21 protein-coding genes are annotated in these 24,265 nt (G+C 63.2%); 15 read left to right on the top strand and 6 right to left on the bottom strand.

Annotation, left to right across the window (positions count from 1 at the left end; all coding sequences use genetic code 11):
• Window positions 1-59: 59 nt before the first annotated feature.
• Both dnaN and dnaA read right to left on the bottom strand, forming a co-directional pair.
• Window positions 60-1,163, bottom strand: a complete 1,104-nt coding sequence (dnaN, locus tag P0D96_RS06865) for a DNA polymerase III subunit beta (protein WP_007180118.1) — start codon at window positions 1,161-1,163, stop codon at window positions 60-62.
• Between the two features lie 219 nt (window positions 1,164-1,382).
• Window positions 1,383-3,005, bottom strand: a complete 1,623-nt coding sequence (gene dnaA, locus P0D96_RS06860; protein ID WP_408284545.1) for a chromosomal replication initiator protein DnaA — start codon at window positions 3,003-3,005, stop codon at window positions 1,383-1,385.
• 400 nt (window positions 3,006-3,405) lie between these two features.
• On the opposite strand from dnaA, the gene rpmH reads away from it, so the two are divergent.
• The 4 genes from rpmH (at window position 3,406) to yidC (ending at window position 6,090) form a co-directional block, all read left to right on the top strand.
• Window positions 3,406-3,540 (top strand): 50S ribosomal protein L34, encoded by a 135-nt coding sequence (rpmH, locus tag P0D96_RS06855; RefSeq protein ID WP_043277961.1) that lies wholly within the window; start codon window positions 3,406-3,408, stop codon window positions 3,538-3,540.
• Between the two features lie 14 nt (window positions 3,541-3,554).
• Window positions 3,555-4,055 carry a ribonuclease P protein component gene (locus P0D96_RS06850; protein WP_408176290.1) on the top strand — a complete coding sequence of 167 codons (501 nt, stop codon included), beginning with the start codon at window positions 3,555-3,557 and terminating at the stop codon, window positions 4,053-4,055.
• Between the two features lie 115 nt (window positions 4,056-4,170).
• Complete coding sequence (gene yidD / locus P0D96_RS06845; RefSeq protein WP_081936011.1) at window positions 4,171-4,401, top strand: membrane protein insertion efficiency factor YidD; 231 nt, start codon at window positions 4,171-4,173, stop codon at window positions 4,399-4,401.
• 30 nt (window positions 4,402-4,431) lie between these two features.
• Window positions 4,432-6,090: a membrane protein insertase YidC gene (gene yidC, locus P0D96_RS06840; RefSeq protein ID WP_408176291.1), complete on the top strand. Its 1,659-nt coding sequence runs from the start codon at window positions 4,432-4,434 to the stop codon at window positions 6,088-6,090.
• A 154-nt stretch (window positions 6,091-6,244) separates the two neighbouring features.
• Here yidC and P0D96_RS06835 read toward each other — a convergent pair whose 3' ends face one another.
• The gene (locus tag P0D96_RS06835) at window positions 6,245-6,652 is read right to left on the bottom strand and encodes a transcriptional regulator (RefSeq protein ID WP_012434886.1); all 408 of its coding nucleotides are present in this window, start codon (window positions 6,650-6,652) and stop codon (window positions 6,245-6,247) included.
• Between the two features lie 369 nt (window positions 6,653-7,021).
• On the opposite strand from P0D96_RS06835, the gene mnmE reads away from it, so the two are divergent.
• The 3 genes from mnmE to P0D96_RS06820 all read left to right on the top strand — a co-directional run bounded on the left by mnmE (window position 7,022) and on the right by P0D96_RS06820 (window position 10,202).
• Window positions 7,022-8,416, top strand: a complete 1,395-nt coding sequence (gene mnmE, locus P0D96_RS06830) for a tRNA uridine-5-carboxymethylaminomethyl(34) synthesis GTPase MnmE (RefSeq protein ID WP_408312585.1) — start codon at window positions 7,022-7,024, stop codon at window positions 8,414-8,416.
• Between the two features lie 176 nt (window positions 8,417-8,592).
• Window positions 8,593-9,807 carry a tyrosine-type recombinase/integrase gene (locus tag P0D96_RS06825; RefSeq protein WP_408176294.1) on the top strand — a complete coding sequence of 405 codons (1,215 nt, stop codon included), beginning with the start codon at window positions 8,593-8,595 and terminating at the stop codon, window positions 9,805-9,807.
• Window positions 9,808-10,040: 233 nt separating this feature from the next.
• The gene (locus P0D96_RS06820) at window positions 10,041-10,202 is read left to right on the top strand and encodes a hypothetical protein (protein ID WP_012434883.1); all 162 of its coding nucleotides are present in this window, start codon (window positions 10,041-10,043) and stop codon (window positions 10,200-10,202) included.
• A gap of 89 nt (window positions 10,203-10,291) precedes the next feature.
• On the opposite strand, the gene P0D96_RS06815 is transcribed toward P0D96_RS06820, so the two are convergent.
• Window positions 10,292-10,615: an ecotin precursor gene (locus tag P0D96_RS06815; RefSeq protein ID WP_132376462.1), complete on the bottom strand. Its 324-nt coding sequence runs from the start codon at window positions 10,613-10,615 to the stop codon at window positions 10,292-10,294.
• Window positions 10,616-10,937: 322 nt separating this feature from the next.
• On the opposite strand from P0D96_RS06815, the gene P0D96_RS06810 reads away from it, so the two are divergent.
• From P0D96_RS06810 to P0D96_RS06780, 7 genes are all read left to right on the top strand, one after another.
• Window positions 10,938-12,563 (top strand): methyl-accepting chemotaxis protein, encoded by a 1,626-nt coding sequence (locus tag P0D96_RS06810; RefSeq protein WP_408176295.1) that lies wholly within the window; start codon window positions 10,938-10,940, stop codon window positions 12,561-12,563.
• 64 nt (window positions 12,564-12,627) lie between these two features.
• Entirely contained in the window at window positions 12,628-13,092 is a 465-nt protein-coding gene (locus P0D96_RS06805; protein ID WP_408284553.1) for a chemotaxis protein CheW, read from the top strand.
• The gene (locus P0D96_RS06800; RefSeq protein WP_408312582.1) at window positions 13,089-14,498 is read left to right on the top strand and encodes a CheR family methyltransferase; all 1,410 of its coding nucleotides are present in this window, start codon (window positions 13,089-13,091) and stop codon (window positions 14,496-14,498) included. The genes P0D96_RS06805 and P0D96_RS06800 overlap by 4 nt, the downstream gene beginning before the upstream one ends.
• Complete coding sequence (locus P0D96_RS06795) at window positions 14,491-15,171, top strand: chemotaxis protein CheW (RefSeq protein WP_408312579.1); 681 nt, start codon at window positions 14,491-14,493, stop codon at window positions 15,169-15,171. Before P0D96_RS06800 ends, P0D96_RS06795 begins: the two co-directional genes overlap by 8 nt.
• Complete coding sequence (locus P0D96_RS06790; protein ID WP_408312577.1) at window positions 15,168-17,594, top strand: hybrid sensor histidine kinase/response regulator; 2,427 nt, start codon at window positions 15,168-15,170, stop codon at window positions 17,592-17,594. The genes P0D96_RS06795 and P0D96_RS06790 overlap by 4 nt, the downstream gene beginning before the upstream one ends.
• Window positions 17,595-17,611: 17 nt before the next feature.
• Window positions 17,612-18,628, top strand: a complete 1,017-nt coding sequence (locus P0D96_RS06785; RefSeq protein WP_408312574.1) for a chemotaxis response regulator protein-glutamate methylesterase — start codon at window positions 17,612-17,614, stop codon at window positions 18,626-18,628.
• Between the two features lie 60 nt (window positions 18,629-18,688).
• On the top strand, window positions 18,689-19,777 hold the full coding sequence (locus tag P0D96_RS06780; protein ID WP_408176303.1) for a diguanylate cyclase: 1,089 nt from the start codon (window positions 18,689-18,691) through the stop codon (window positions 19,775-19,777).
• Between the two features lie 117 nt (window positions 19,778-19,894).
• Here P0D96_RS06780 and mdeB read toward each other — a convergent pair whose 3' ends face one another.
• Complete coding sequence (mdeB, locus tag P0D96_RS06775; RefSeq protein ID WP_408312571.1) at window positions 19,895-22,642, bottom strand: alpha-ketoglutarate dehydrogenase; 2,748 nt, start codon at window positions 22,640-22,642, stop codon at window positions 19,895-19,897.
• Between the two features lie 152 nt (window positions 22,643-22,794).
• On the opposite strand from mdeB, the gene P0D96_RS06770 reads away from it, so the two are divergent.
• Window positions 22,795-23,322, top strand: coding sequence for an Lrp/AsnC family transcriptional regulator (locus P0D96_RS06770; protein WP_132376471.1), 528 nt, complete (start codon window positions 22,795-22,797; stop codon window positions 23,320-23,322).
• 20 nt (window positions 23,323-23,342) lie between these two features.
• Here the strand turns inward: P0D96_RS06770 and P0D96_RS06765 are convergent, their stop codons facing one another.
• Window positions 23,343-24,155: an SDR family NAD(P)-dependent oxidoreductase gene (locus P0D96_RS06765; RefSeq protein WP_408176306.1), complete on the bottom strand. Its 813-nt coding sequence runs from the start codon at window positions 24,153-24,155 to the stop codon at window positions 23,343-23,345.
• Between the last annotated feature and the right edge of the window lie 110 nt (window positions 24,156-24,265).

Here is a 24,265-nt window from a genome sequence, read left to right as displayed (position 1 = left end):
ACCATAAAAACGCCAAAGGGGCGCTGCGCCCCTTGGTGTGTTCTTGGTTTCTGGACGCGTTAGATGCGCATCGGCATCACGACGTATTTGAATTCGTCGTTCTCGGGAATCGTGATCAACGCGCTGGAGCTGGCGTCACCCAGGCTCACTTGCAACGTGTCGACCTTCAGGTTCGCGAGCACGTCGAGCAGATACGTGACGTTGAACCCGATATCGACGCTGTCGCCGTCGTATGCGATTTCCAGTTCTTCCTGCGCCTCTTCCTGATCGGCATTGGTCGACATGATCTTCAACTGGCCCGGCTCAATGATGCAGCGCACGCCCTTGAATTTGTCCGAGGTCAGAATCGCGGCGCGTTGCAGCGAGCGCTGCAGTTCTTCACGGCCGATCACGAACTGATTCTTGTGCGACTTCGGAATCACGCGCTGAAAGTCGGGGAATTTGCCTTCCACCAGCTTCGACACCAGTTCGACCTGGCCGAACGTGAACTTGACCTGCGTCTGCGCGATGTCGATCTTCAGCGTGTCGTCGATGTCTTCCAGCAAACGCTGGAGTTCCAGAATCGTCTTGCGCGGAATGATCACTTCCTGACGCTGGAACGAGCCTTCGATCTTCATGGACGAGAACGCCAGACGGTGGCCGTCCGTTGCGACCGCCATCAGCTGGTCGCCGTCTACCACCAGCAGCATGCCGTTCAGGTAATAGCGGATGTCCTGCTGGGCCATCGAAAAATGGACCATGCCGAGCAACTGGCGGAACGTCTTTTGGGGAACCACGAGGTTCGCGCCGTAGTCTTTAGCTTGCGCGACCGTCGGGAATTCGTCCGCGGCGAGCGTTTGCAGCGCAAAGCGGCTCTTGCCGGATTGCACGGTCAGACGCTTGTCGTTCAACGTGAGCGTGACCTGCCCGTCGGGCATGGCGCGCAGAATGTCGAGGAGCTTTCTTGCTGCCACCGTGGTCGCCACCGAATCGCCGCCCACGCCGAAATCGGCACGCGTGGTGATCTGCAACTCGAGGTCGGTCGACAGGAACGACACATCAGGGCCGTTCTTGGTAATCAGCAAATTGGCGAGGATCGGCAACGTATGGCGGCGTTCGACGATGCCGCTCACGGTTTGCAGCGGCCTGAGGAGGTTATCGCGTTCGGTCTTGACCAGTTGCATAGAGTTCCTTCGTTGATATAACGGCCTGCGCGCCTTGCCAGGAAGCTTTTCCGCGCGCAGCCACGACTCCCCGCCGGCGCCACGCAGCGCCTGTCAAGGCGTGAAATCCGCCCACGGCCGCCGGGCGGTTAAACCTGTATTGTGCCTGAAAACGGAACCGCCTCACTAAAATGGGGGCGAGTTTGGAAATAAACAGGTCGTTTTTTCCAGACAGACCGCTCAGCCCTTCAGCGTCTGCTCCAGTACGTGCAGTTCGTGGTTCAGTTGCGCGTCCTTGCTGCGCTCATCGGCAATTTTGCGCACTGCGTGCAGCACGGTGGTGTGGTCGCGCCCGCCGAACAGCTCGCCGATCTCCGGCAAGCTCTTCTGGGTCAGCTCCTTCGCCAGATACATGGCGATCTGCCGCGGCCGCGCGATGTTCGCGGGACGCTTTTTCGAATACATGTCCGCGACCTTGATGCTGTAGAAGTCAGCCGTGGTCTTCTGGATGTTTTCCACCGAAATCTGCCGGTTCTGCACCGTCAGCAGGTCTTTCAGCGCTTCTTTCGTCACTTCGATCGTGATTTCGCGGCCGTGGAACTTCGAGTACGCGAGGATCTTGCGCAACGCGCCTTCGAGTTCACGCACGTTCGAACGCAAGTGCTTGGCGACGAAGAACGCGACGTCCTCATTCAGGCTCACGAACTCGGATTGCGCCTTGCGCATCAGAATCGCGACGCGCATCTCCAGCTCGGGCGGCTCGATCGCCACGGTCAGGCCAGAGTCGAAGCGCGAGATCAGGCGGTCGTCGATACCCGAAATTTCTTTCGGATACGTGTCGCTGGTGATGATCACCTGCGCCTTGTTCGCAACCAGCGCCTCGAACGCGTAGAAGAATTCCTCTTGTGTGCGCGACTTGCCTGAGAAAAATTGAATATCGTCGATCAGCAGCAGGTCGAGCGAGTGGTAGTAGCGCTTGAAATCGTCGAACGCCTTGCGCTGGTACGCCTTCACCACGTCGGACACGTACTGTTCAGCGTGGATGTAGCGAATCCGCGCGCCGGCCTTGTCCATCAGGAGCTGGTTGCCGATTGCGTGGATCAGGTGGGTCTTGCCCAGACCCACGCCGCCATACAGGAACAGCGGGTTGTACGAGATGCCGGGGTTGTCCGCGACCTGAATCGCCGCGGCGCGCGCCAACTGGTTGGCCTTACCTGTCACGAAATTGTCGAACGTCAGAACCGGGTTCAACTTGGAACGCTCGTACATCGAGTCGTTTTCGCCACTGTTCGCGTTCGAACCCGCGCTTTGGCCCGGACGCCAAGTGCGGCGGGCGGCCGCGGCTTCGTTCGCGTCGAGGCTGGGCAGATCGAGGTCGGCGGCATCTTCAGCCGCCGCGCGTGCGTTTGCGTTGTGTTCGGCTGCCGCGCGTGCGTTCGCGTTGAGGTTGGCCATCGCGCTGTTTGCGCCACCAGCGCGCGCGGCGTGCGCCGCTTGCACGGCGCCGACGGCTGCGTCCACCGCAGCGCCGTTGCCAGCGCTACCGCCCATCGAACCAGGTGCAGAAGCCGGGCGCGCCGGTGCCGGCGCGGCTGCCGCGGGGGCGCGCATACCGGCTTTCGGGTCCAGCACGAATTGGACGTCGACGGGGGCTTGCCAGAAATCGCGGGCCATATCCGCGATGCGGCCGGAGAACTGGCTCTTGACCCAGTCGAGCTTGAAACGGTTCGGCGCAGCGATGCTAAGCGTGTTCGCAGCGGCGTCGAAGGCGACCGGGGCCAACGGTTTGATCCACGTCACGTACTGCTGGGGCGTAAGCTCGCGCTCCAGCAATGCGGAACAGTGTTGCCAGAAATCGTTCATCGAGTTGCTGTCGTTATGGTGTGCACGGCGGTCGCCGCTGCCCCTGTCGCGCGCGCGCAACAAGGCCCTGAGCAGCCAGGCTAACCAGGCGCAATGGCTCCAGGCGCTTGTGCCACAAGGGTTTGCGGGACAAGCGAGCCGGAGCCGCGTGCAGGATTTTTGGGAAGTAAGGCGAGATTCTAACGCCAAAACGGACCCGCAAGGGAGTTATCCACAGGGACGGATCATAGGGCGAACTCCTCGCGGGCCGCGGTCCAACCAGGCTAAACTATTGACGGTCAACGAAAAACCGGTTTAAATAGCGGGTTCCGCGAAAACCAATTCTGTAAACGCCCGGCCATTGCCGCTTCAGCGATGATCGTGCGGTTAATTTTCGATCAGTCGATCAAGTGAGAGCAACATGAAACGTACTTACCAACCTTCCGTTACCCGTCGCAAGCGCACCCACGGCTTCCGCGTTCGCATGAAGACCACAGGTGGCCGCAAGGTCATCAACGCACGTCGCGCGAAGGGCCGCAAGCGCCTCGCCATCTAAGGCAGGCGAGCGGATTGCGCGCTCCGTTTGTGCCAGGTAGCGACGCCCGCGGTGAAGCGGGAACGGCAGGGGCGCTGCAACAGGGTTCGGTTCCGTTGCGAGCGCAAGCCGCCTTCCCCAAAGCCGCAAGGCTACTGAAAACGGATGAATTTTCATCCGTTTTTCGTTTGCGCCCGTGGCGCCGCACTGCGCACTTCGTGGTGTACGGACGGCCCACCGGCAACGAAGCTCGCTTAGGTCTCGTGATCGGCAAGAAGTATGCGCCGCGCGCGGCCACGCGTAATCTGGTACGTCGAATCGCGCGTGAGGCGTTCCGGCTGCGTCGCGCGGAATTCGGCGGTTGGGATGTGCTGCTGCGTTTGCACACGCGCTTCGACAAAAAGGCTTTGCCGAGCGCCTCGTCGCCGCCGTTAAAGGCGCTGTGCCGCAGCGAAATTGAGGCGCTGCTCGACAAGGCAGCGCGCGAAATTACCCGTCGTGAGGCGCCGCCCGCGGAAGCGCCCAAGACGGAATGACGCTCAAGTGACCGCCCGCTTTGCAGTTCAGGCCGCCCAAGCAGCTTTGGCAGCCGTGCTGCGCGGGCGTCGCCCGGTATTCCACGTTGCGCGGCGCCGTCCGGCCGCACCAGCCATGCAAACGGTACTCTTCGCTTTACTGCGTTTTTACAAAGTTGCCGTGAGCCCAATGCTCGGCAACCGGTGCCGTTTTTACCCTTCCTGCTCTGATTACGCGCGCGAAGCAATCCAGTATCATGGCGCCGCGCGCGGGACTTATCTCGCCGCCAGGCGTATTTGCCGCTGCCACCCGTTTTCCGCGGGCGGCATCGATCTCGTCCCGCCTCCCACTTCTGAAAAGCGCTGACGCGCCGTTCCATCGACACTGAGACAACGCATGGATATCAAACGCACCGTCCTATGGGTCATCTTTTTCATGTCAGCGGTCATGCTGTTCGACAACTGGCAACGCGACCACGGACGCCCGTCGATGTTCTTCCCGAGCGCCACGCCGACCAAGACCGTCGGTAGCGCCGCACCGGGAACCACGACGCCGGGAACCCAGCCCGCCGATTTGCCGGCAACGAACGCAGCCGCACCGGGCAACGCGCCGGCGGCGACGCAAGCGCAACTGATCAAGTTCAGCACCGACGTCTATAGCGGCGAGATCGACACCCGCGGCGGCACGCTGTCGAAGCTGTCGCTCGTGAAGCAAGGCGACGGCAAGCAGCCGGATCTCGTCATCACACTGTTCGACCGCACCGCGAACCACACGTATCTGGCGCGCACGGGCCTGCTCGGCGGCGATTTTCCGAATCACAACGACATCTACACGCCGTTGCCGAACCAGCAACACGACCTGACGGGCAACGAACAATCGTTCCAGCTCAGCTTCGAGTCGCCGGTGAAGGGTGGCGTGAAGGTCATCAAGACCTACACGTTCACGCGTGGCAGCTATGTGATCGGCGTCGACACGAAGATCCAGAACGTCGGCACCACGCCGGTGAGCCCGTCGGTCTATATGGAACTGGTGCGTGACGACCAGCCGGTGGAAACGCCGCGCTTCTCGCACACGTTCATCGGGCCGGCTGTCTATACCGACCAGCATCACTTCCAGAAGATGACGTTCGGCGACATCGACAAGAACAAGCAGGACTACGCGACTTCGGCCGACAACGGCTGGATCGCGATGGTCCAGCATTACTTCGCGTCGGCCTGGATTCCGCAGCAAGGGGCGAAGCGCGACATCTACGTCGAGAAGATCGATCCGACGCTGTATCGCGTCGGCGTGAAGGAGCCGGTGGCGACCATCGCTCCGGGCCAAACCGTCGACGTGTCCGCTCGCCTGTTCGCCGGTCCGGAAGAAGAGCGCATGCTCGAAGGCATCGCGCCGGGTCTGGAGCTGGTGAAGGACTACGGCTGGGTGACGATCATCGCGAAGCCGCTGTTCTGGCTGCTCGAGAAGATCCACAGCTACGTCGGCAACTGGGGCTGGTCGATCGTGCTCCTCACGCTGCTGATCAAGGCGGTATTCTTCCCGCTGTCGGCTGCAAGCTACAAGTCGATGGCACGCATGAAGGCGATCACGCCGCGCATGCAGGCGCTGCGCGAACGCTTCAAGGGCGATCCGCAGAAGATGAACTCGGCGCTGATGGAGCTGTATAAGACCGAGAAGGTCAATCCGTTCGGCGGCTGTCTGCCGGTCGTGATCCAGATTCCGGTGTTCATCTCGCTGTACTGGGTGCTGCTGTCGTCGGTGGAAATGCGCGGCGCGCCGTGGATTCTGTGGATTCACGATCTGTCGCAACAGGATCCGTTCTTCATCCTGCCGGTGCTGATGGCCGTCTCGATGTTCCTGCAGACCAAGCTGAACCCGACGCCGCCGGACCCGGTTCAAGCCAAGATGATGATGTTCATGCCGATCGCGTTCTCTGTCATGTTCTTCTTCTTCCCGGCCGGTCTGGTGCTGTACTACGTCGTGAACAACGTGCTGTCGATCGCCCAGCAGTACTACATCACGCGGATGATGGGTCAGGCGAAGGCCAAAGCGGCCTGATGATGTTTTGCCTGAGGTGGGCGGCAACGCCCGCTCTCTGCAGGCTCTGATCCCAGTCAAAGCTGGCTGGTACAGCGGCAAAAGAAAAGCCGCCCGGTTTGCACCGGGCGGCTTTTTTGATGCTCGCGGGTAAACGCTTCACGCGATGCCGCCGTTACTCTTCTTCCGCGTCTTCGCCGTAAAAACGCACGATCATCTCTTCGACCAGAAAGCGGTCTTTCGGCGTGAGCGACTCGATCTTGGAAGCGAGCTCGATCGTTTCAGCCGACGGCGGATATTTCTCGCCACGCGCCAGCGGCCTGGCGTTCACGCCCGGCGACGGTCCGTAGTGCAGCCAATGCTCCTTGACGTTCAGCCATTCGGCTAACGTACGCAACTTATCGGGCTTGGGAATCGTCGTACCGGATAACCACTTGTGAGCGGTTTGCGGCGTCACTTCGCGCTCGCCTCGGTAGCGCAGATTGAATTGCTCGGCGAGCTTGGTCCCGCCGCGAATCTTGAGCGGCTCCAGCAGGTCCTTCAACCGTTTGGCGAAGGCGGCTTTTTCTTTGTTGGTCGGCATGAGCCGGATTGTGCAATTCAACGTCCAACCAGTTGACAACCGGGCAAGTTTAGTTTTAGCGTATTTGAGATACTTTTAGCTTGTAGTGCGCTTTGGGTAAAGCGTCGGCGGAATTTGTATTTTTTGGTGTTTTTTCCTTATCCGGTGCGCCTGTTCGCGATCTCACCGTCCTACAGCGTCCTATTTAGTCTGAGGAAGCGCAGTAGTAATCCTAGCTTGTTTGAGATAAATCCCAACTGCTTGGATAATGCAGCTTCCGCCATCAATCAGAACCTCGCGACACGGTCGCCGGATGCGCCCGCGTTACAATGCCTCGCGCCACGCTGCCCGGCGCCGCCCTGCCCTCCTCTCCGTTTTGCCATGCTTTTTATGCTCACCACCGATTCCGATCCTATCGTCGCCATTGCCACCGCGCCCGGCCGTGGAGGGATCGGTGTCGTGCGGATTTCGTTCGGCCGCGCGGGCGAGGCGGCCGCCCAGCCGCTGATGCAGACGCTCACCGGCCAGATACTCGCGCCGCGCCATGCGAGCTACGTCCCGTTTCTCGACGCCAGCGGCAATGCGCTCGATCGCGGCATCGCGCTGTACTTTCCGGCACCGCATTCCTACACCGGCGAACACGTGCTCGAACTGCAAGGCCACGGCGGTCCGGTGGTGCTGCAACTCGTGCTGCAGCGTTGCATCGATGCCGGCCGCGCGTTCGGTTTGCGGCTGGCCGAACCGGGCGAATTCACGCGCCGCGCGTTCCTCAACGACAAGCTGGATCTGGCGCAAGCCGAAGCGGTTGCCGATCTGATCGAGGCCAGCACCGAGGCTGCCGCGCGTTCGGCGGGCCGCTCGCTCGACGGCGCGTTCTCGCGCGACATTCACGCGCTGGTCGAAGACGTGATCACGCTGCGCATGCTGGTCGAAGCGACGCTCGACTTCCCCGAAGAAGAAATCGACTTCCTCGAAGCCGCCGACGCTCGCGGCAAGCTCACGCGCATACGCGAGCGTCTCGCGCACGTGCTGAGCGAGGCACGGCAAGGCGCGTTGTTGCGCGAAGGACTCTCGGTGGTGCTGGCCGGGCAGCCGAACGTTGGTAAATCGTCGCTGCTGAACGCGCTGGCCGGCGCGGAGTTGGCCATCGTCACGCCGATCGCCGGCACGACGCGCGACAAGGTCGCGCAGACGATTCAGATAGAAGGCATTCCGCTGCACGTGATCGACACAGCCGGCCTGCGCGATACCGAGGACGAAGTCGAAAAGATCGGCATTGCGCGCACATGGAGCGAAATCGAGCGCGCGGATGTGGTGCTGCATCTGCTCGATGCGCGCACCGGCATGACCGCTGAAGACGAGGCGATCGCCGGGCGTTTTCCGGGCGGTGTGCCGGTCGTGCGCGTGTTGAACAAAACGGACCTGACCGGCCTCGCGCCGACGACGCAGGCGCTCGACGCGGATCTCGATCTGAGCGAAGTGCGGCTGTCGGCGAAACAGGGCGATGGTGTTGCGCTGTTGCGCGACGAGTTGCTGCGGATCGCCGGCTGGCAAGCGGGCGTGGAAAGCGTGTATCTGGCGCGCGAGCGGCATCTGATTGCTCTGCGCGCCGCCGAGGAGCATCTGGCGACTGCGGCAGCGCACGCCGATCAGAACTCGCAGGCGCTTGATTTGTTCGCTGAGGAACTGCGGCTCGCGCAGGATCAGTTGAATTCGATTACTGGTGAATTTAGTTCGGATGACCTGCTCGGAGTGATTTTTAGCAGGTTCTGTATTGGGAAGTGAGCGGGGATTGGGGAATTGGGCTCTGAGGTTATATCCATAAAGGCTTTCTGAGTAAATCAAACCACAGATTTGCGAGCAAAGAATCCCGCTGCGTTGACCCAAAATTCGCCAAATCTTTGGTACACAGACTCCATAAGGTTTAAAATCGCAGCTGTCCGCCTATCAGCGATCCGAGCATGCCCCGCTTAGCCGTCCCCCTCACCGAAGCTCAGATCCGCGCGCTCGAACCGCGCGCCACCCGTTATTGCGTCGCTGACGGCAGCGGCCTCGTCATCGAGGTCATGACGACCGGCACCAAGATCTGGCGCTTCCGCTACACGTTGAACGGCAAACGCCAACCGCTCGCCACGATCGGCGACTACCGGATGATCTCGCTGCGCGTCGCGCGGGCCAAAGCACAGAAATATGCGGAGATGGTCGCGCAAGGCATCTCGCCGGTCGCCACGGCGCGGCGCGATCGCGGCGCGGAAAGCAAAGCCGATGTCCTGCGCGAAGCCGCCGAGCTTTATCTCGCAACGGAAATGGCGGGCAAGTCGGAGGAATACCGGCGCACCACGCGCCGCGCGCTCGACAAGGATGTTTTACCCGCCATTGGCCACATGCCGATCAAAGCCGTCACCGCCGACGACATCGTTGCGATATGCGACAGAATCAAAAGCCGCGGTTCGCCGAAAATGGCGCTGCATACGCGCAATGTCGTCAAGCGTCTCTACGAGTATCTGATCGCCCGTCAACTCGCGGCCAGCAACCCGGCCGAGGTCGTGCCGGCGCGCTCCATCGCCACGTTCGACAGCCGCACCCGAGTGCTCTCGGGCGACGAGATCGGCACCATGTTTCGCTCGATCGACGCATCGAGCATTCGTCGGCCTCTGAAATTGGCGCTGCACTTGCTCGTGCTGACGATGGTTCGCAAATCGGACCTGGTCGAATCGACGTGGGCCGAATTCGATCTGGACAAAGCGCTATGGACGATACCCGCTGGGCGTCTGAAAAAGGATCGTGATCGGCAAGTGCCGCTTTCGCAGCAGGCGGTCTCCATGCTGCGCGAGCTTTACCAAGCGCGGGCCAGCCGAAAGTTCGTATTCCCGAGCGTCAGGGGCGACGATCGGCCGATCGCCAAAAGTACGCTGAATCAGGCAGTCAAGGCGCTCGGCCTCGACGTGGAGCATTTCGTCCTGCATGACTTCCGGCGCACGGCAACGGCGCACCTACGCGAGATCGCGCAGCCTTCGAGCGAAATAGACCGGGGTGCGGCTGAGATGCCCGAGCGTATCAAGCAAGACGCGAGCGCGGAAAATGACGCGAAGCAGCGTCGGGGCATGCAGCAATGGGCGGATTTTGTGGACGCGCAGATCGAAGGCGCACGTAGAGCGGCGACCAGCACGCCCTGAACGGGCCGCGTCGGGTGCCTAGCCCTTGAAACAAGAGATTATGATGGTACACAAAACCCATCACTCCAAACTCAACTAATTGTTCAAAATAGTAAATTCAATTTCTCACTAGGTTTCAAAGGTGAGGAATAACGGACGGATGAGCATCCGCCAAAATCGCATCACATGGACCTTTTCTCCCGCGTTTCATCGCCTAAACTGTAGGGTGGACGCAACTCGATACGGAGGCTCCCATGTCTGAATCGTTGATCGCTTATCTGCTGGGGCCTGCTGTCATGCTGCTGGTCGGCGTCGCTATCTGGGCCGCGTCCCACTACCACCAGAAGACAAAGCCGCAAAGACTCGAGCGCTGGCTCGACACTCACTATGCGGAGTGGCTGCATCACAGGCACTGAGTCGCGCATTTGAAATGAAAAGGCCGTCGCTTAACACGACGGCCTTTTTGCCTGTGGCGCGCGCAAAGATGCGCGCGCTCCACGATTGATTACCAACCCGGCTGCGGTTGCGGATACCCGTATTGCTGCTGCGGGGGCGCACCGCACGCCACATAGGCACGTTGGTATTGGTCATAGCAGTATCCCGGCGGCGCTTGCGCATAGACCGGCGCGGGCTGATACGCCGGCTGCGCATACACAGGCTGCTGGTAAGCCACCACCGGCGCTGGATTCAGCGCCGAGGTCACCACCGCCCCGAGCACGGCGCCGCCGATCAGCGCACCGACGACATCGCCGCCATTACCGTGCGCCGACGCTTGACCCGCCACGCTCAGACTTCCCACCATCACCAACGCCACTGCGATCTTTTTCATGTTTGACTCCCCGCCGTTCAGGCATGGAACAAATTGTGGCTGGCGCGCGCAGAAATAGATGCTGCAAGTGGTAACCGGACATTACCCATGTAACGCGGCACGCGGCGTTGCGGGGGCAATGCGCGCGCAAGCGCTACCACTGGCACCTCCACGCAATCCAGCCTGATACCCGCTACCCCATTCCACCGATCAATGTAAAATCCGCCGCATAACCTGTCGGATAAATCCGGCAACTCGCCAAGCTCTCCGGCCCGTCGATCGCAGGATCGGACCACGTCGACAACACGGGTCGAGACAAGCGAAAAAAGTAAGGGGCGTGCGCGTGAAACAATGGACCATCCGGCAACGGATTCTGTGCAGCTTCGGGATCGTGCTGATCGTGATGCTGGCAATGGCAATCGTCACCTTCCAGCAGCTTGGCGGCATCGATCGCGACGCGAAGAGCCAGCAGCAGGACTCGATGCCCGGCCTCTACTACGCGACCGCGATGCGTGCGGCCTGGTTCGAGAACTACAGCGTCACGCAACGCCTCATCTACGTCGACGCGGACGCCGATTCCGTCAAGCGCGACACCGCACGTTTGCAGGAAACCCAGCAAACGCTTCAGAAGCTTATCAACGACTACGGCGTGACCATCGTCCGCGACGTCGATCGTGAGGTCTTCAACGATTTCCGCCAGCAACAGGCGCAGTACCTGCCGATCCAGGCTTCGGTGCTGGACAACCTGCCGGCATCGAAAGACAACGCCGAGCGCATCTTCAACGCGCAACTTACGCCGCTCTGGGAAACCGGCCGCCTCTCCGTGCGCAAGCTGGTCGACGACAACAAGAGCTATGCCGACCAGGCCGCTGAAAGCATCCGCAACTCGGTTGAGACGACCGGCATCGTGATGCTGGTGATGCTGCTGATCGCCGTCGTCGTCGCCGTGCTAGCCGGTTACTGGCTGTTGCGCGCCGTCACCACGCCGATGGCCAAAGTGCTGCAAGTCGTCGACGTGATGCGCACGGGCGACCTGACCCAGCGCCTGCAACTGAATCGCGCCGACGAAATCGGCGCGCTCGAAGCGGGCTTTAACCGCATGACCGACGAACTCACCGCGCTGGTCGGCCAGGCGCAAAAATCGGCGGTACAGGTGACGACATCGGTGACGGAAATCGCCGCGACCTCACGCGAGCAGCAAGCCACCGCGAACGAAACCGCCGCGACCACCACCGAGATCGGCGCAACCTCGCGTGAAATCTTCGCGACCTCGCGCGACCTGCTGCGCACCATGAACGAAGTCTCGGAAGTGGCCGGCCAGTCGGCGGCGCTCGCGGGCACCGGCCACGCCGGTCTCGCGCGCATGGAAGAGACCATGCGTCTTGTGATGGAAGCGGCCGGCTCGGTCAACGCGAAGCTCGCAATCCTCAACGAGAAGGCCAGCAACATCAACCAGGTCGTCGCCACCATTACCAAGGTCGCGGACCAGACCAACCTGCTCTCGCTGAACGCGGCGATCGAAGCGGAGAAAGCCGGCGAATACGGCCGCGGCTTCGCGGTCGTGGCAACGGAGATCCGCCGCCTCGCCGATCAGACCGCTGTGGCGACTTACGACATCGAACAGATGGTCAAGGAGATCCAGTCCGCAGTGGCCGCCGGCGTGATGGGCATGGACAAGTTCTCCGAAGAAGTGCGGCGTGGCATGCTCGACGTGCAGAACGTCGGCGGTCATCTCACGCAGATCATCCAGCAGGTGCAGCAACTCGCGCCGCGCTTCTCGATGGTCAACGAAGGCATGCAGACGCAAGCCACCGGCGCCGAGCAGATCACCCAGGCGCTGACGCAGCTCTCGGAGGCCGCCCAGCAGACGGCGGAATCGCTGCGTCAGTCGACCCAGGCGATCGACGATCTGACGCACGTCGCCAACAGTCTGCGCACGGGCGTGTCGCGCTTCAAGGTGACGGCCTGACGCGCCACGGCGCGCTGATCGAAGCCGACAGTCGCACGCCCTTCCACCGCCCACGCACACGTCGATGCTCTTCATCCTCTTCACGCTCGATAGCGAACGGTATGTGATCGACGCGACACAGGTGGAGCGTCTGATGCCGCTCACGCCGCAGTCGCCGCCGAAGACAATCCCCGGCGCGCCGTCGTGGGTGGCGGGCGTGCTCGATCACGAAGGCGCGCCGCTGCCGTTGATCGATCTGCCGGCACTCGCGCTCGGCCGTCCCGCCGCGCAACTGATGTCGACGCGTATCGTGCTGGTGCGCTATCCGCTTCCCGGCACGACGCGCTTGCTCGCGCTGCTGCTCGAAGGCGCGACGCGCACCATTCGTCTGGATGTGGCGGCGTTTCAGGATGCCGGTCTCGACATGCCGCACGCGCGTTATCTCGGCCCGGTCGCGAGTGAAGCGGGTGGCCTCGTGCAGTGGATCCGCGTCGAGCATCTGCTGCCCGACGACGTCAAAGCGCTCCTCTTTCCCGAGGCGCACGCATGAACGCGCAGCACGACAACGCACCGCTCTATCGACGCTTTGCGGAGCTGTTGCATCGGACCATCGGGCTCGATGCGGCATCGCTCGGCCATAGTGCGATTGAGCGCGCGGTCGACCAGCGCGCGGCAGCGTGGTGTGCGGACGGTCACGCCGAAGCCACGCTCGCCGACTATTGGGAAGCCGCGCAATGTTCGCCTTCGATGGTGCAGGCGCTGATCGAAACGGTCGTCGTGCCGGAAACCTGGTTCTACCGCGACGCCGACGCGTTCAAGGCACTCGCGCGGCTCGCGCATGAGCGTCTCGCCGAGCGCGGTAACGCATTGCCGCTACGCGTCCTGAGTCTGCCCTGCTCGACCGGCGAAGAACCGTACACGATCGCGATGACGCTGCTCGACTCAGGCATCGACGCCGCGCAGTTGCGCATCGACGCAATGGATATCAGCGACCGTTCGCTCGCCGTCGCGCAACGCGCTGTCTACGGACGCAATTCGTTTCGCGGCAATGCGTTTCCGTTTCGCGACGCGCACTTCACGCGCACCGAAGACGGCTGGCGTCTCGCGCCGCGCGTGGTCGACGCAGTGCGTTTTTCGCGCGCCAATCTGATGCAGTTCGATGCATCGTCGCTTGGCGTCTACGACTTCGTGTTCTGCCGCAACGTGCTGATTTACTTCGACCGCGACGCGCAGCAAAAAGCCTTGCAGGCGCTCAATAGCGTGCTCGCCGAAAACGGCACGCTGTTCGTCGGCCCCGCGGAAACCGGGCTGCTGATGCGTTACGGCATGCAGTCCGCGAAGATCCCACTGGCGTTCGCGTTTCATCGCGGCGCGCCCGAGGAAGCGCAGTTGAATAGCTGGCACACTGCGCCGCTCGCCACTGCTGCCGCGCTCGCGATGACGCGTTCACAGGTGCCGGCGCTTGCTCCTCCACGTGTGTTTTCCGCGCAGCCTTTCGCGTGGCCCGATCCGGTTGCGCGCACGCCGTTCAATGGTGTGACGCCGTTCACGCCACGTGACAGCGTCGCGCCGTACATGCGCGAGACGTCGACGCCCGCTCCGCCGCCGGCACACAACCCGCTGTCGCCGGCGGCCAACGCAGCACGCGACACATTGAAAGCCGCGCACGCGCTAGCCGACGCCGGCCGCCTCGCGGAAGCCGCCACGGCGATCAACGCCTATCTGGAACACCACGCCCCGCACGCCGATGCGTTTTATCTGCTCGGCGTCCTGGCCGATGCCAACGGTGATGCGAACCTCGCACGCAGCCAGTATCGCAAGGCGCTGTATCTCGACCCTCAGCATGCGGAAGCGCTCGCGCATCTCGCGACCTTGCTCGAACTCGAAGGCGATCGCGACGGCGCACGCCTGCTAATGCAACGCGTGTCGCGCGCGCAAGGGGCGCAACGTGGCTGACACGCAGACGGTGACCTTCGACGATTGCTGGAACCGCATCGGCGTGCGCGGCGATTCGTCGTGCGAGCGTCTTGTCGAATACGTGCGCTGCCTGAATTGTCCGGTGTTCGAAACGGCCGCAGCCAAACTGCTGGAACGGCCGATTCCGTCGGTGGATCTCTCGCAGCACGACCTGCGCGCGCCGGTGCAATCGCAGCAGAATGTGCAAGGCGCAAGCGAATCGTTCCTCGTCTTTCGCATCGGCGAGGAATGGCTGGCGCTGCCCACGCCGATCTTCAAACGCATCGTGCAGACGCGGCCGATTCATACGTTGCCGCATCGGCAGCATCGCGCGGTGCTGGGCGTGGTGAATGTGCAAGGCGAATTGCTGGTGTGTCTGTCGCTCGCGCACCTGCTCGGTTTTGAAGCCGACGCCGCCGCACGCGACGATCGCGCGCGTCACAATCTGCCGCGTTTGCTGGTGGTCTCACGCGCTGAAGAACACGCGGTGTTCCCGGTGGATCAGGTCGACGGCGTGCACCGGATCGCGACGGCCAGCTTTTGCTTGCCGCCCGCCACGCTTTCGCAAGCGGCGGCCGCGCATACGCGCGCAGTCGCGCCGTGGCGCGGCATGAGCGTCGGCCTGCTCGACGCCGACGCACTCTTCGACACCTTGAACCGGAGTCTCGGATGACGGACGATCCACGCCGCCCGTCGCTGATCGATCTGTTCCGCGAGGAGGCGCGCACGCAGGCACGCGTGCTCAACGATGGCCTGCTCGCGCTCGATCGTGCACCGCGCGATGCCGGTGCGCTCGAGGCCTGCATGCGGGCCGCGCATTCGTTGAAGGGCGCGGCGCGTATCGTCGGCGTGCAGGTCGGCGTCGAACTCGCGCATGCCATGGAGGATTGCTTCGTCGCCGCGCAGGAAGGGCGTGCGTTGCTCGACGTCGCATGGATCGACGAGTTGCTGCGTGGGGTGGATATCGTCGCGCACATCGGCAATGATGAAGACGAGTCGGCGCGTGACGCGGTCGGCACATGTGTGGCGTCGTTGCAGGCGCGTATGGCGGGCGTGGTGCCGCATGGCGTGGCGGTGCGGCGGGATGTGGCGCCGCCGGCAGCCGCGCCGTTTGAACCCGCGTGCAGCACTGCCGCCGAACCGCTAACGGCCTCAGTCGCCTCGCTACCTTCGGGCTCAAATTCGGACGCACACGCAGACCCGGACGCCGCATTCAATCTGCTAGCCGATGCGCTGCGCGCCGAAGCGACACCGGCCTCCACCGCGCCACCGCCCACACCGGACGGTACGCCTGCCACGACACCCGCGTCGAACAGCGCGCGAGGCACAAGCACCACAACCGCCGAACCCGGCCGCATGCTACGCGTGCGCGCCGACAACCTCGACCGCCTGCTGTCGCTATCCGGCGAATCACTGGTCGAATCGCGCTGGCTAAAACCCTTCGCGCAATCGATGCTGCGCGTCAAGCGAGTCCAACGCGACAGCACTCGCGCGCTGGATCAACTGCACGAAACGCTCGCCGACCTCAAGCTCGATCCGCGCGCGCAAGCCGCGCTTGAAGAAGTTCGCCGCCTCACCGCCGAATCGCAGCATCTGCTGGCCGAACGTCTCGCCGATCTGGAAAGCTTCGACCGCCGCTCGACCCATCTGTCGCAGCAACTCTACGACGCCGCCCTGCAATGCCGCATGCGCCCATTCGGCGACGGCACCGGCGGACTCGCGCGAATGGTGCGCGACGTCGCGCGTTCGCTCGGCAAGAAGGTGCGTTGGGCGCTGGTCGGCGAATCGACTCAGGTGGACCGCGACATTCTCGATCTGCTCGAAGCGCCCCTGGGCCATATGCTGCGCAACGCGCTCGACCACGGCATCGAAACACCCGCCGTGCGCCTCGCGTGCGGCAAGCCGGAAGAAGGCACGCTCACGCTCGACGCGCGTCACACAGCCGGCGCGCTGCTCATCACCGTTTCCGACGACGGCGCGGGCATCGACCTCGACGCCTTGCGCGCGTCGATCGTCCGCAAGAAACTCGCGAGCGACGAAACGGCCGCGCGTCTGTCCGAAGCCGAGCTGCTCGAATTCCTGTTCTTGCCGGGCTTCTCGCTACGCGATCAGGTGACCGAGGTCTCGGGCCGCGGCGTCGGACTCGACGCGGTGCACGACGTCGTCAAACGCGTGCGCGGCACGGTGCGGATCACGCAGGAACCCGGCCTTGGCACGCGCGTGCAATTGCAGTTACCGCTGACGCTCTCGGTGATCCGCAGTCTGTTGGTCGAAGTCGCGGGCGAGCCATACGCGGTGCCGCTCGCGCATGTGAACCGCACGCTGCACGTGAGCCGCGCGGAGATCGAGTTGCTCGAAGGTCATCAGCACATCGCGTTTTCCGGCCGGCGCATCGGCGTGGTCACTGCGCATCAGATTCTCGACACCGCGCCGCCCGCGGATGAAAGCGGCACCGTCAGCATGATCGTGATCGGCGACGGCCCGCAAACCTATGGCGTGGTGGTCGACCGTTTTCTCGGCGAGCGGATGCTGGTGGTGCAACCGCTCGATCCTCGTCTCGGCAAAATCCGCAACATCACCGCCGGCGCGCTGATGGAGAACGGCGATCCGGTGCTGATCGCCGACGTCGACGACTGGCTGCGCTCCGTCGAAAGGCTCGTCGCGGGCGGCGATCTCAAGCATACGCAACATGGCGTCGCGCATGCGGCTCAGCGCGCCACGCGCCGCGTGCTGGTGGTCGACGATTCGCTCACCGTGCGCGAACTCGAACGCAAGCTGCTGGCCACGCGCGGTTATGACGTGACGATCGCCGTCGACGGCATGGACGGCTGGAACGCCGTGCGCGGCGAGCGCTTCGACCTCGTCATCACCGATATCGACATGCCGCGCATGGACGGTATCGAGCTGGTCACGCTCATCAAACGCGATCCGCAATTGCAGTCGCTGCCGGTGATGATCGTGTCGTACAAGGACCGTGAAGAGGACCGTCGCGCCGGCCTGAACGCGGGCGCGGACTACTATCTGGCGAAAGGCAGTTTTCATGACGAAGCACTGCTCGATGCGGTGCGTGATCTGATCGGCGAAGCTTACGGTTAAACCCACGGGTAAAACGGATGAAAATCGGAATCGTCAACGACATGCCGCTCGCCGTCGAGGCGCTGCGCCGAGCGCTCGCGGCGCGCCACGACTTCGAGGTGCTGTGGATCGCGCAGGACGGCCAGCAGGCGGTCGATTTCTGCACCGCGCAGCGGCCCGACATCGTGCTGATGGATCTGGTGATGCCGAACGTCGACGGGATCGAGGCCACGCGCCGCATCATGGCGCGCGCGCCCTGCGCGATCCTGATCGTTACCGTCGATGTGGGCGCGAACGCGTGGCGCGTTTATGAAGCGATGGGCGCGGGCGCGCTCGACGCCGTCGATACGCCCTCGCTGAGCGGTCCCGATGCGCACAAGAGCATCGCCACGCTGATCGCGAAGATCGACCGCATCGCGGCGCTCGTCAAGGAACGCAATGCGCCCGGCGCGGCGGCCGCGGCAACGCCCGCCTGCTTGACGAGCCGCGACACGCCGCTGGTGGCGATCGGCGCATCGGCGGGCGGACCGGCGGCGCTTGCCACGCTGCTCGCCGGTTTGCCGAAGGATTTTGCGGCGGCCATCGTCATCGTGCAGCACGTCGATGCGGCGTTCGCCGCCGGCATGGCGGACTGGCTGAACCAGCAATCGGCGTTGCCCGTGCGAATCGCCCGCGAAGGCGACCGGCCGCAAGCGGGCGTCGCGTTGCTCGCCGCCACCGACGATCATCTGCATCTGAAATTGCCCAACGTGCTCGGCTACACGCCCGTGCCGGAAGAGACGCCTTACCGGCCTTCCGTCGACGTGTTTTTTCACAGCGTGGTGGCGCGCTGGCCGGCGCGCGCGGTCGGCGTGCTGCTCACCGGCATGGGCCGCGACGGCGCGATCGGCCTCAAGGCGATGCGCACCAAGGGCTATCACACGATCGCGCAGGACGAGGCGACCAGCGCCGTGTATGGCATGCCGAAAGCGGCCGCGGCGCTCGACGCCGCCGCCGCGATCCTGCCGTTGCCGCGCATCGCCGCCGCACTTGCGACGGCGGTCAACTCGCGCTAGCCGCTCACTCGCCGCCGATGAGCCGCTTCGATTCACTCACATTCATTCTGGCTGAACAACATGGACACTCCTAAACCGCATCAGAACACCGCCGCGCAGGACTTCGCGTCGGACGCGGCGGACGCTCCCAATCTCGCGATCGATGACGCTTTGGCGCGCATCCTCGGCAATCCGCCCGCGGCGGAGTGCCCGATCATGGTGTTGCTGGTCGACGACCAGGCGATCATCGCCGAGGCGATTCGCCAGGCGCTGGCCGACGAAGCGAGCGTCGACTTTCACTACTGCGCGTCGCCTGAAGACGCACTGCGCTGCGCTGCGGAAACGCGCGCGACGGTGATCCTTCAAGACCTCGTGATGCCGGGCACGGACGGTCTCACCCTCGTGCGCCAATACCGGCAGAATCCGGCGACGCGCGACATTCCGATCATCGTGCTGTCGACCAAGGAAGAGCCGCTCGTGAAAAGCGCGGCCTTCGCCGCCGGTGCCAACGATTATCTGGTGAAGCTGCCGGACCGCATCGAGTTGATCGCGCGCATCCGCTATCACTCGCGCTCGTATCTGAACCTGATTCAACGCGACGAGGCCTACAAGGCGCTGCGTCAATCGCAGCAACAATTGCTCGCGACGAATCTGGAGTTGCAGCGGCTCACGCATTCGGACGGCCTGACGGGCCTGTCGAATCGCCGCTACCTCGATCAATATCTGGCTGCCGAATGGCGTCGCAGCACGCGCGACAAGACCGGCCTCGGCTTTCTGATGATCGATGTGGATAACTTCAAGGCGTACAACGATACCTACGGGCACGTCGCCGGCGACGAAGTGCTCAAGCGGGTCGCGCAAACCGTCGAATCGTGCCTCGGACGCTCGGCCGATCTCGCGGCGCGCTTCGGTGGCGAAGAGTTCGCGGTGGTGGTGCCGGGCACGTCGGCGGGCGGCTTGCGTCTGCTCGCGGAAAAGATCCGCATTGCAATCGAAGGGCTGGCGATTCCGCATGCGGGCTCCGCGACCGGCGGCGTGACGATCAGCATCGGCGCGGCAACGCTCGTGCCTTCGGCCGCCGAGCCGGTGACGAAGCTGATCGAAGCGGCTGACGTCGGTCTGTATCGAGCGAAGCGGGATGGGAAGAATCAGGTGGCGGTCAGCGATTGATCGTTGCGGATGCGGTTCTACTACCGTGCAATGAAAGCGCGCCCTTTGCAGGGCGCGTTTTCACTTGCAGCGATAGCAGCAGCAGTGCGTTAGTCGGTTTCTAACGCATGCGCTTTTCTAGCATTGCCAGGACGCTGCGCCGACCGCTGCGTCGCCGAGGTACTTGCTGCGTGCTTCAACAAGCACGCTTGTGTCGATGGCGCCCTCGTCGGCCAGCGCCTTCAGCGCGGCGATCACGATCGCCTTGCGGTCCACTTCGAAGAATTCACGCAACGCCTGACGCGTGTCGCTGCGGCCGAAACCGTCGGTACCGAGCGTCACATAACGGCGTGGCACGTATGCGCGAATCAGTTCGGGCACGGCACGAACATAATCCGTGGCGGCGATGACCGGGCCTTGCGACGCTTCGAGCGCTTGCGTGACGTACGGCGCCGAAGTCGCTTCGCCAAGACGCGCGAGCCGTTCTGCCGCCATGCCGTCGCGTTGCAACTCGGTGAAGCTCGTCACGCTCCACACTGCAGCGTCGATCCGCCAGTCGTCCTTCAACATCTGCTGAGCCGCAATCACTTCACCGAGAATCGCACCCGCGCCGAGCAATTGCACCCGAGCTTGCATGCTCTCCTGCTCCTGAGTTTGCGTCGTCAGCGGATAAATGCCCTTGAGAATCCCTTCGCGCAACGCCGGCAAGTCGCCGCCCGGCACCGAAGGCTGCGCGTAGTTCTCGTTCATCACCGTGACGTAATAGAACACGTCGCGCTGCTGCTCGACCATCTCCCGCATGCCCTCGTCGACGATCGCGGCAACCTCGTACGCGAACGCCGGGTCGTAAGCGCGGCAGTTCGGAATCGTCGATGCCGCCAGATGGCTCGAGCCGTCCTGATGCTGCAACCCCTCGCCGCCGAGCGTCGTCTTGCCCGACGTCGCGCCGATCAGGAAACCGCGCGCACGTTGATCCGCCGCAGCCCAGATCAGATCACCGATGCGCTGGAAGCCGAACATCGAGTAGTAGATGTAGAACGGCAGCATCGGCAGATCGTGCACGCTGTACGACGTCGCCGCCGCGATCCACGACGACACCGCGCCGGCTTCCGAAATGCCCTCTTCCAGGATCTGGCCTTTCGTATCCTCACGGTAGTAAAGCATCGAGCCGAGATCTTCCGGCTCGTACAACTGCCCGAGCGGCGAATAGATACCGACCTGGCGGAACATGTTCGCCATGCCGAAGGTGCGCGCCTCGTCGGCGACGATCGGCACCACGCGCGGGCCCACTTCCCCGTCCTTGAGCAGCGCGGTCAGCATGCGGACCAGCGCCATTGTCGTGGACATGTCGCGGCCGTTCGCGTCCAGCGCGAATTGCCCCCAGGAGGACACCGGCGGGACGGTCAGCCGCTTCGATGCAACTCTCCGCCTTCTGGGCAGATAGCCTCCGAGAGCCGCCCGGCGTGCATGCAGGTATTGCATTTCCGGGCTGTCTTCCGCGGGTTTGTAGAACTTCACCTGTTCGACGTCCTCGTCCGTGAGCGGCAGGCGGAAGCGATCGCGAAACGCCTTGAGGTCGTCGAAGCCAAGTTTCTTTTGCTGATGCGTGGTCATGCGGCCTTGGCCCGACGTGCCCATGCCGAAGCCCTTCATCGTCTTCGCGAGAATCACCGTCGGCTGGCCGCGATGGTCGAGCGCCTTCGCATAGGCCGCGTGCAGTTTGCGCACGTCGTGGCCGCCGCGACGCAGGCGGTCGATGTCGTCATCGCTCAATTGGGCGGCGAGCGCGGCAAGCTCCGGATTCTGGCCGAAGAAGCGTTCGCGGTTGTACGCACCGTCGTTGGCAGAGAAGGTCTGGAACTGGCCGTCCACGGTATGCGCGAACGCGCGCAGCAAGGCGCCGGTGCGATCGCGCGAAAACAGCGCGTCCCAGTCCGAGCCCCACACTACTTTGATTACATTCCAGCCGGCGCCGATGAAGTGCGCTTCCAGTTCATCGATGATGCGGCCGTTGCTGCGCACCGGACCGTCGAGCCGCTGCAGATTGCAGTTGATCACGAACACGAGGTTGTCGAGCCCCTCGCGCGCAGCCAGCGAGAGCGCGCCGGTCGATTCCGGCTCATCCATTTCGCCGTCGCCGAAAAAGCCCCACACCTTGCGGCCTTCTGTTTGCACGAGGCCGCGATTGGCCAGGTAGCGCATGAAACGCGCTTGATAAATCGCGTTGATCGGGCCGATGCCCATCGAGCCGGTCGGGAACTGCCAGAAGTCCGGCATCAGCCACGGATGAGGATACGAGCACAAGCCCGGTCCGCCGATCTCGCGACGGTAGTGCTGGAGGTTTTCCTCCGAGAGAAAGCCTTCGAGGTAAGCCCGCGCATAAACACCCGGCGACGAATGCGGCTGGAAATACACGAGATCGCCCGTGCCGTCTTCCCCGCCAGGTACGGCCGCGCGAAAAAAATGGTTGAAGCCGACCTCGAACAGATCCGCCGCCGACGCGTAACTCGCAATATGCCCGCCGAGTTCGCCGTAGGCCTGGTTCGCGCGCACCACCATTGCGAGCGCATTCCAGCGCAGCGCGGCGGCGAGCCGTTCTTCGAGTTCGAGATTGCCCGGATAGCGCGGCTGTTGCTCGAACGGGATCGTGTTCTGGTACGGCGTGACGTTGGTGCGCGCCGATTCAACACCCAGCGAAAGCGCATGGCTCGCAAGTTTGTCGAAAAGAAATTGCGCGCGGTCGCGGCCGACATGCGCGACGACCGCGTCGAGCGCTTCCAGCCACTCGGCGGTTTCCTGCGGATCGGTGTCCGCCTGCTCCGCGCTTTCAACACGCTGCGCATTCAACGACTTCAACTGCTCGCTACCGCTGGACAAATCTGTCATGGCACCACTCCCGCATCGACGCGTTCGGTTCAAGATCGAGTGAGTCAATGGTAACCATGTGCCCACAAAATGAGCGTCTCATTTGCTTGTGATCCCGCGCTGCGATAGGCTATTTATTCCGAATTTTGCCCGCATGACGGAATATTTCATCTATGACCACACCGCCTAGACGGCTCGACCGCATCGACATCGGCATCCTGAGCCAGTTGCAGCAGAACGCGCGCATCACCAATGCGGATCTGGCGCGCTCGGTGAACCTGTCGCCCACGCCGTGCTTCAACCGCGTGCGGGCGCTCGAAAAGCTCGGTCTGTTCAAGCAGCAGGTCACGTTGCTGAACCCGGAGCCGCTCGGGCTGCGCATCAACGTCTTCATTCAGGTGAGTCTGGAAAAGCAGGTGGAAGACGCGCTGCTGCGCTTCGAACAGGCGATCTCGGAGCGTCCCGAGGTGATGGAGTGCTACCTGATGACGGGCGACGCCGACTATCTCCTGCGCGTGGTGATGCCGGATATGCAGACGCTGGAGCGCTTCATCGTCGATCATCTGACGAAGATTCCGGGCATCTCCAATATTCGCTCGAGCTTTGCGCTCAAGCAGGTGCGTTACAAGACGGCGCTGCCGCTGCCGTCGTCGGGATTGACGCTGGTCGATCCCGACGACGTGTCGACTGACTGGCGCTAAGGCTTTCCGCCCGCTCGGCTTTATGCCGTGGCGGCGCCGCTCGTGTAGCGTGCGGCCGGCAGCTTGTGCGACAGGTTCGGCTGCAGCTGCTGACGTGCGCTGTTGAAGCGCTCCCAGTCCGCCGCGTCCGGCAACGACGGAATCGTCACCAGTTCGCCCTGGTCGAGGCCGGCGAGCGCGGCGTCCACCATGTCTTCGGCGGTCATCACGATCTGTTGCGGCAGATGTTCGACCGCGAGGCCCGCGCGGTCCCAGAATGCGGTGCTGGTCGCGCCCGGCAAAACCGCCTGCAACTGCACACCCTTGCCGCCCACTTCGTGATGCAGCGACTGCGTCAGGTTGAGCACGTAGGCCTTGGTGCCGCTGTAAGTGCCGTTCAACGTTTCCGGCGACAGCGCCACGATCGACGAAATATTGATCACGATGCCGTTGCCCCGCTCCACCAGGCCCGGCACGACCGCCGCCGTCAGGCGCGTGAGCGCGGTCACGTTCAGGTCGATCATTTTTTCGAGCTCGTCCACGTTCGAGTCGATCAGCGAGGCGGTCGCGCCGACGCCCGCGTTGTTGACCAGCATCGTGATGCCACGGTCCGCGCGCAGCCGTTCTTCGATGCGGCGCACGTCGGCTTTGACAGTGAGGTCCGCGCCGATCGTCTCGACATGGCGGCCGGTTTCCGTCTTCAGACGATCGGCCAGACTGTTCAGCCGCTCGACGTCGCGCGCCACCAGAATCAGGTCGTAGCCGCGCCGCGCAAGGCGGTCCGCATACACCGCGCCGATCCCCGACGATGCGCCCGTCACCAATGCCGTTCCTTTGCCTGCTTGCGTTGCCATTTGAATCGCTCCTTGCGGGCGTGGCGCCTCGCGCCTGTGCCCTGTCCGATGAATGATTGGGAAAACCGGGAAACCTCCGCCACCGCGCCGTTGTTTGCGGTATTGCGGTG

The organism is Paraburkholderia sp. RL17-347-BIC-D (genome assembly GCF_046027915.1).
Classification (GTDB): Bacteria; Pseudomonadota; Gammaproteobacteria; order Burkholderiales; family Burkholderiaceae; genus Paraburkholderia.
Note: the sequence above shows the minus strand (reverse complement) of the source record. Positions and strands in the feature narration are given on the sequence as shown.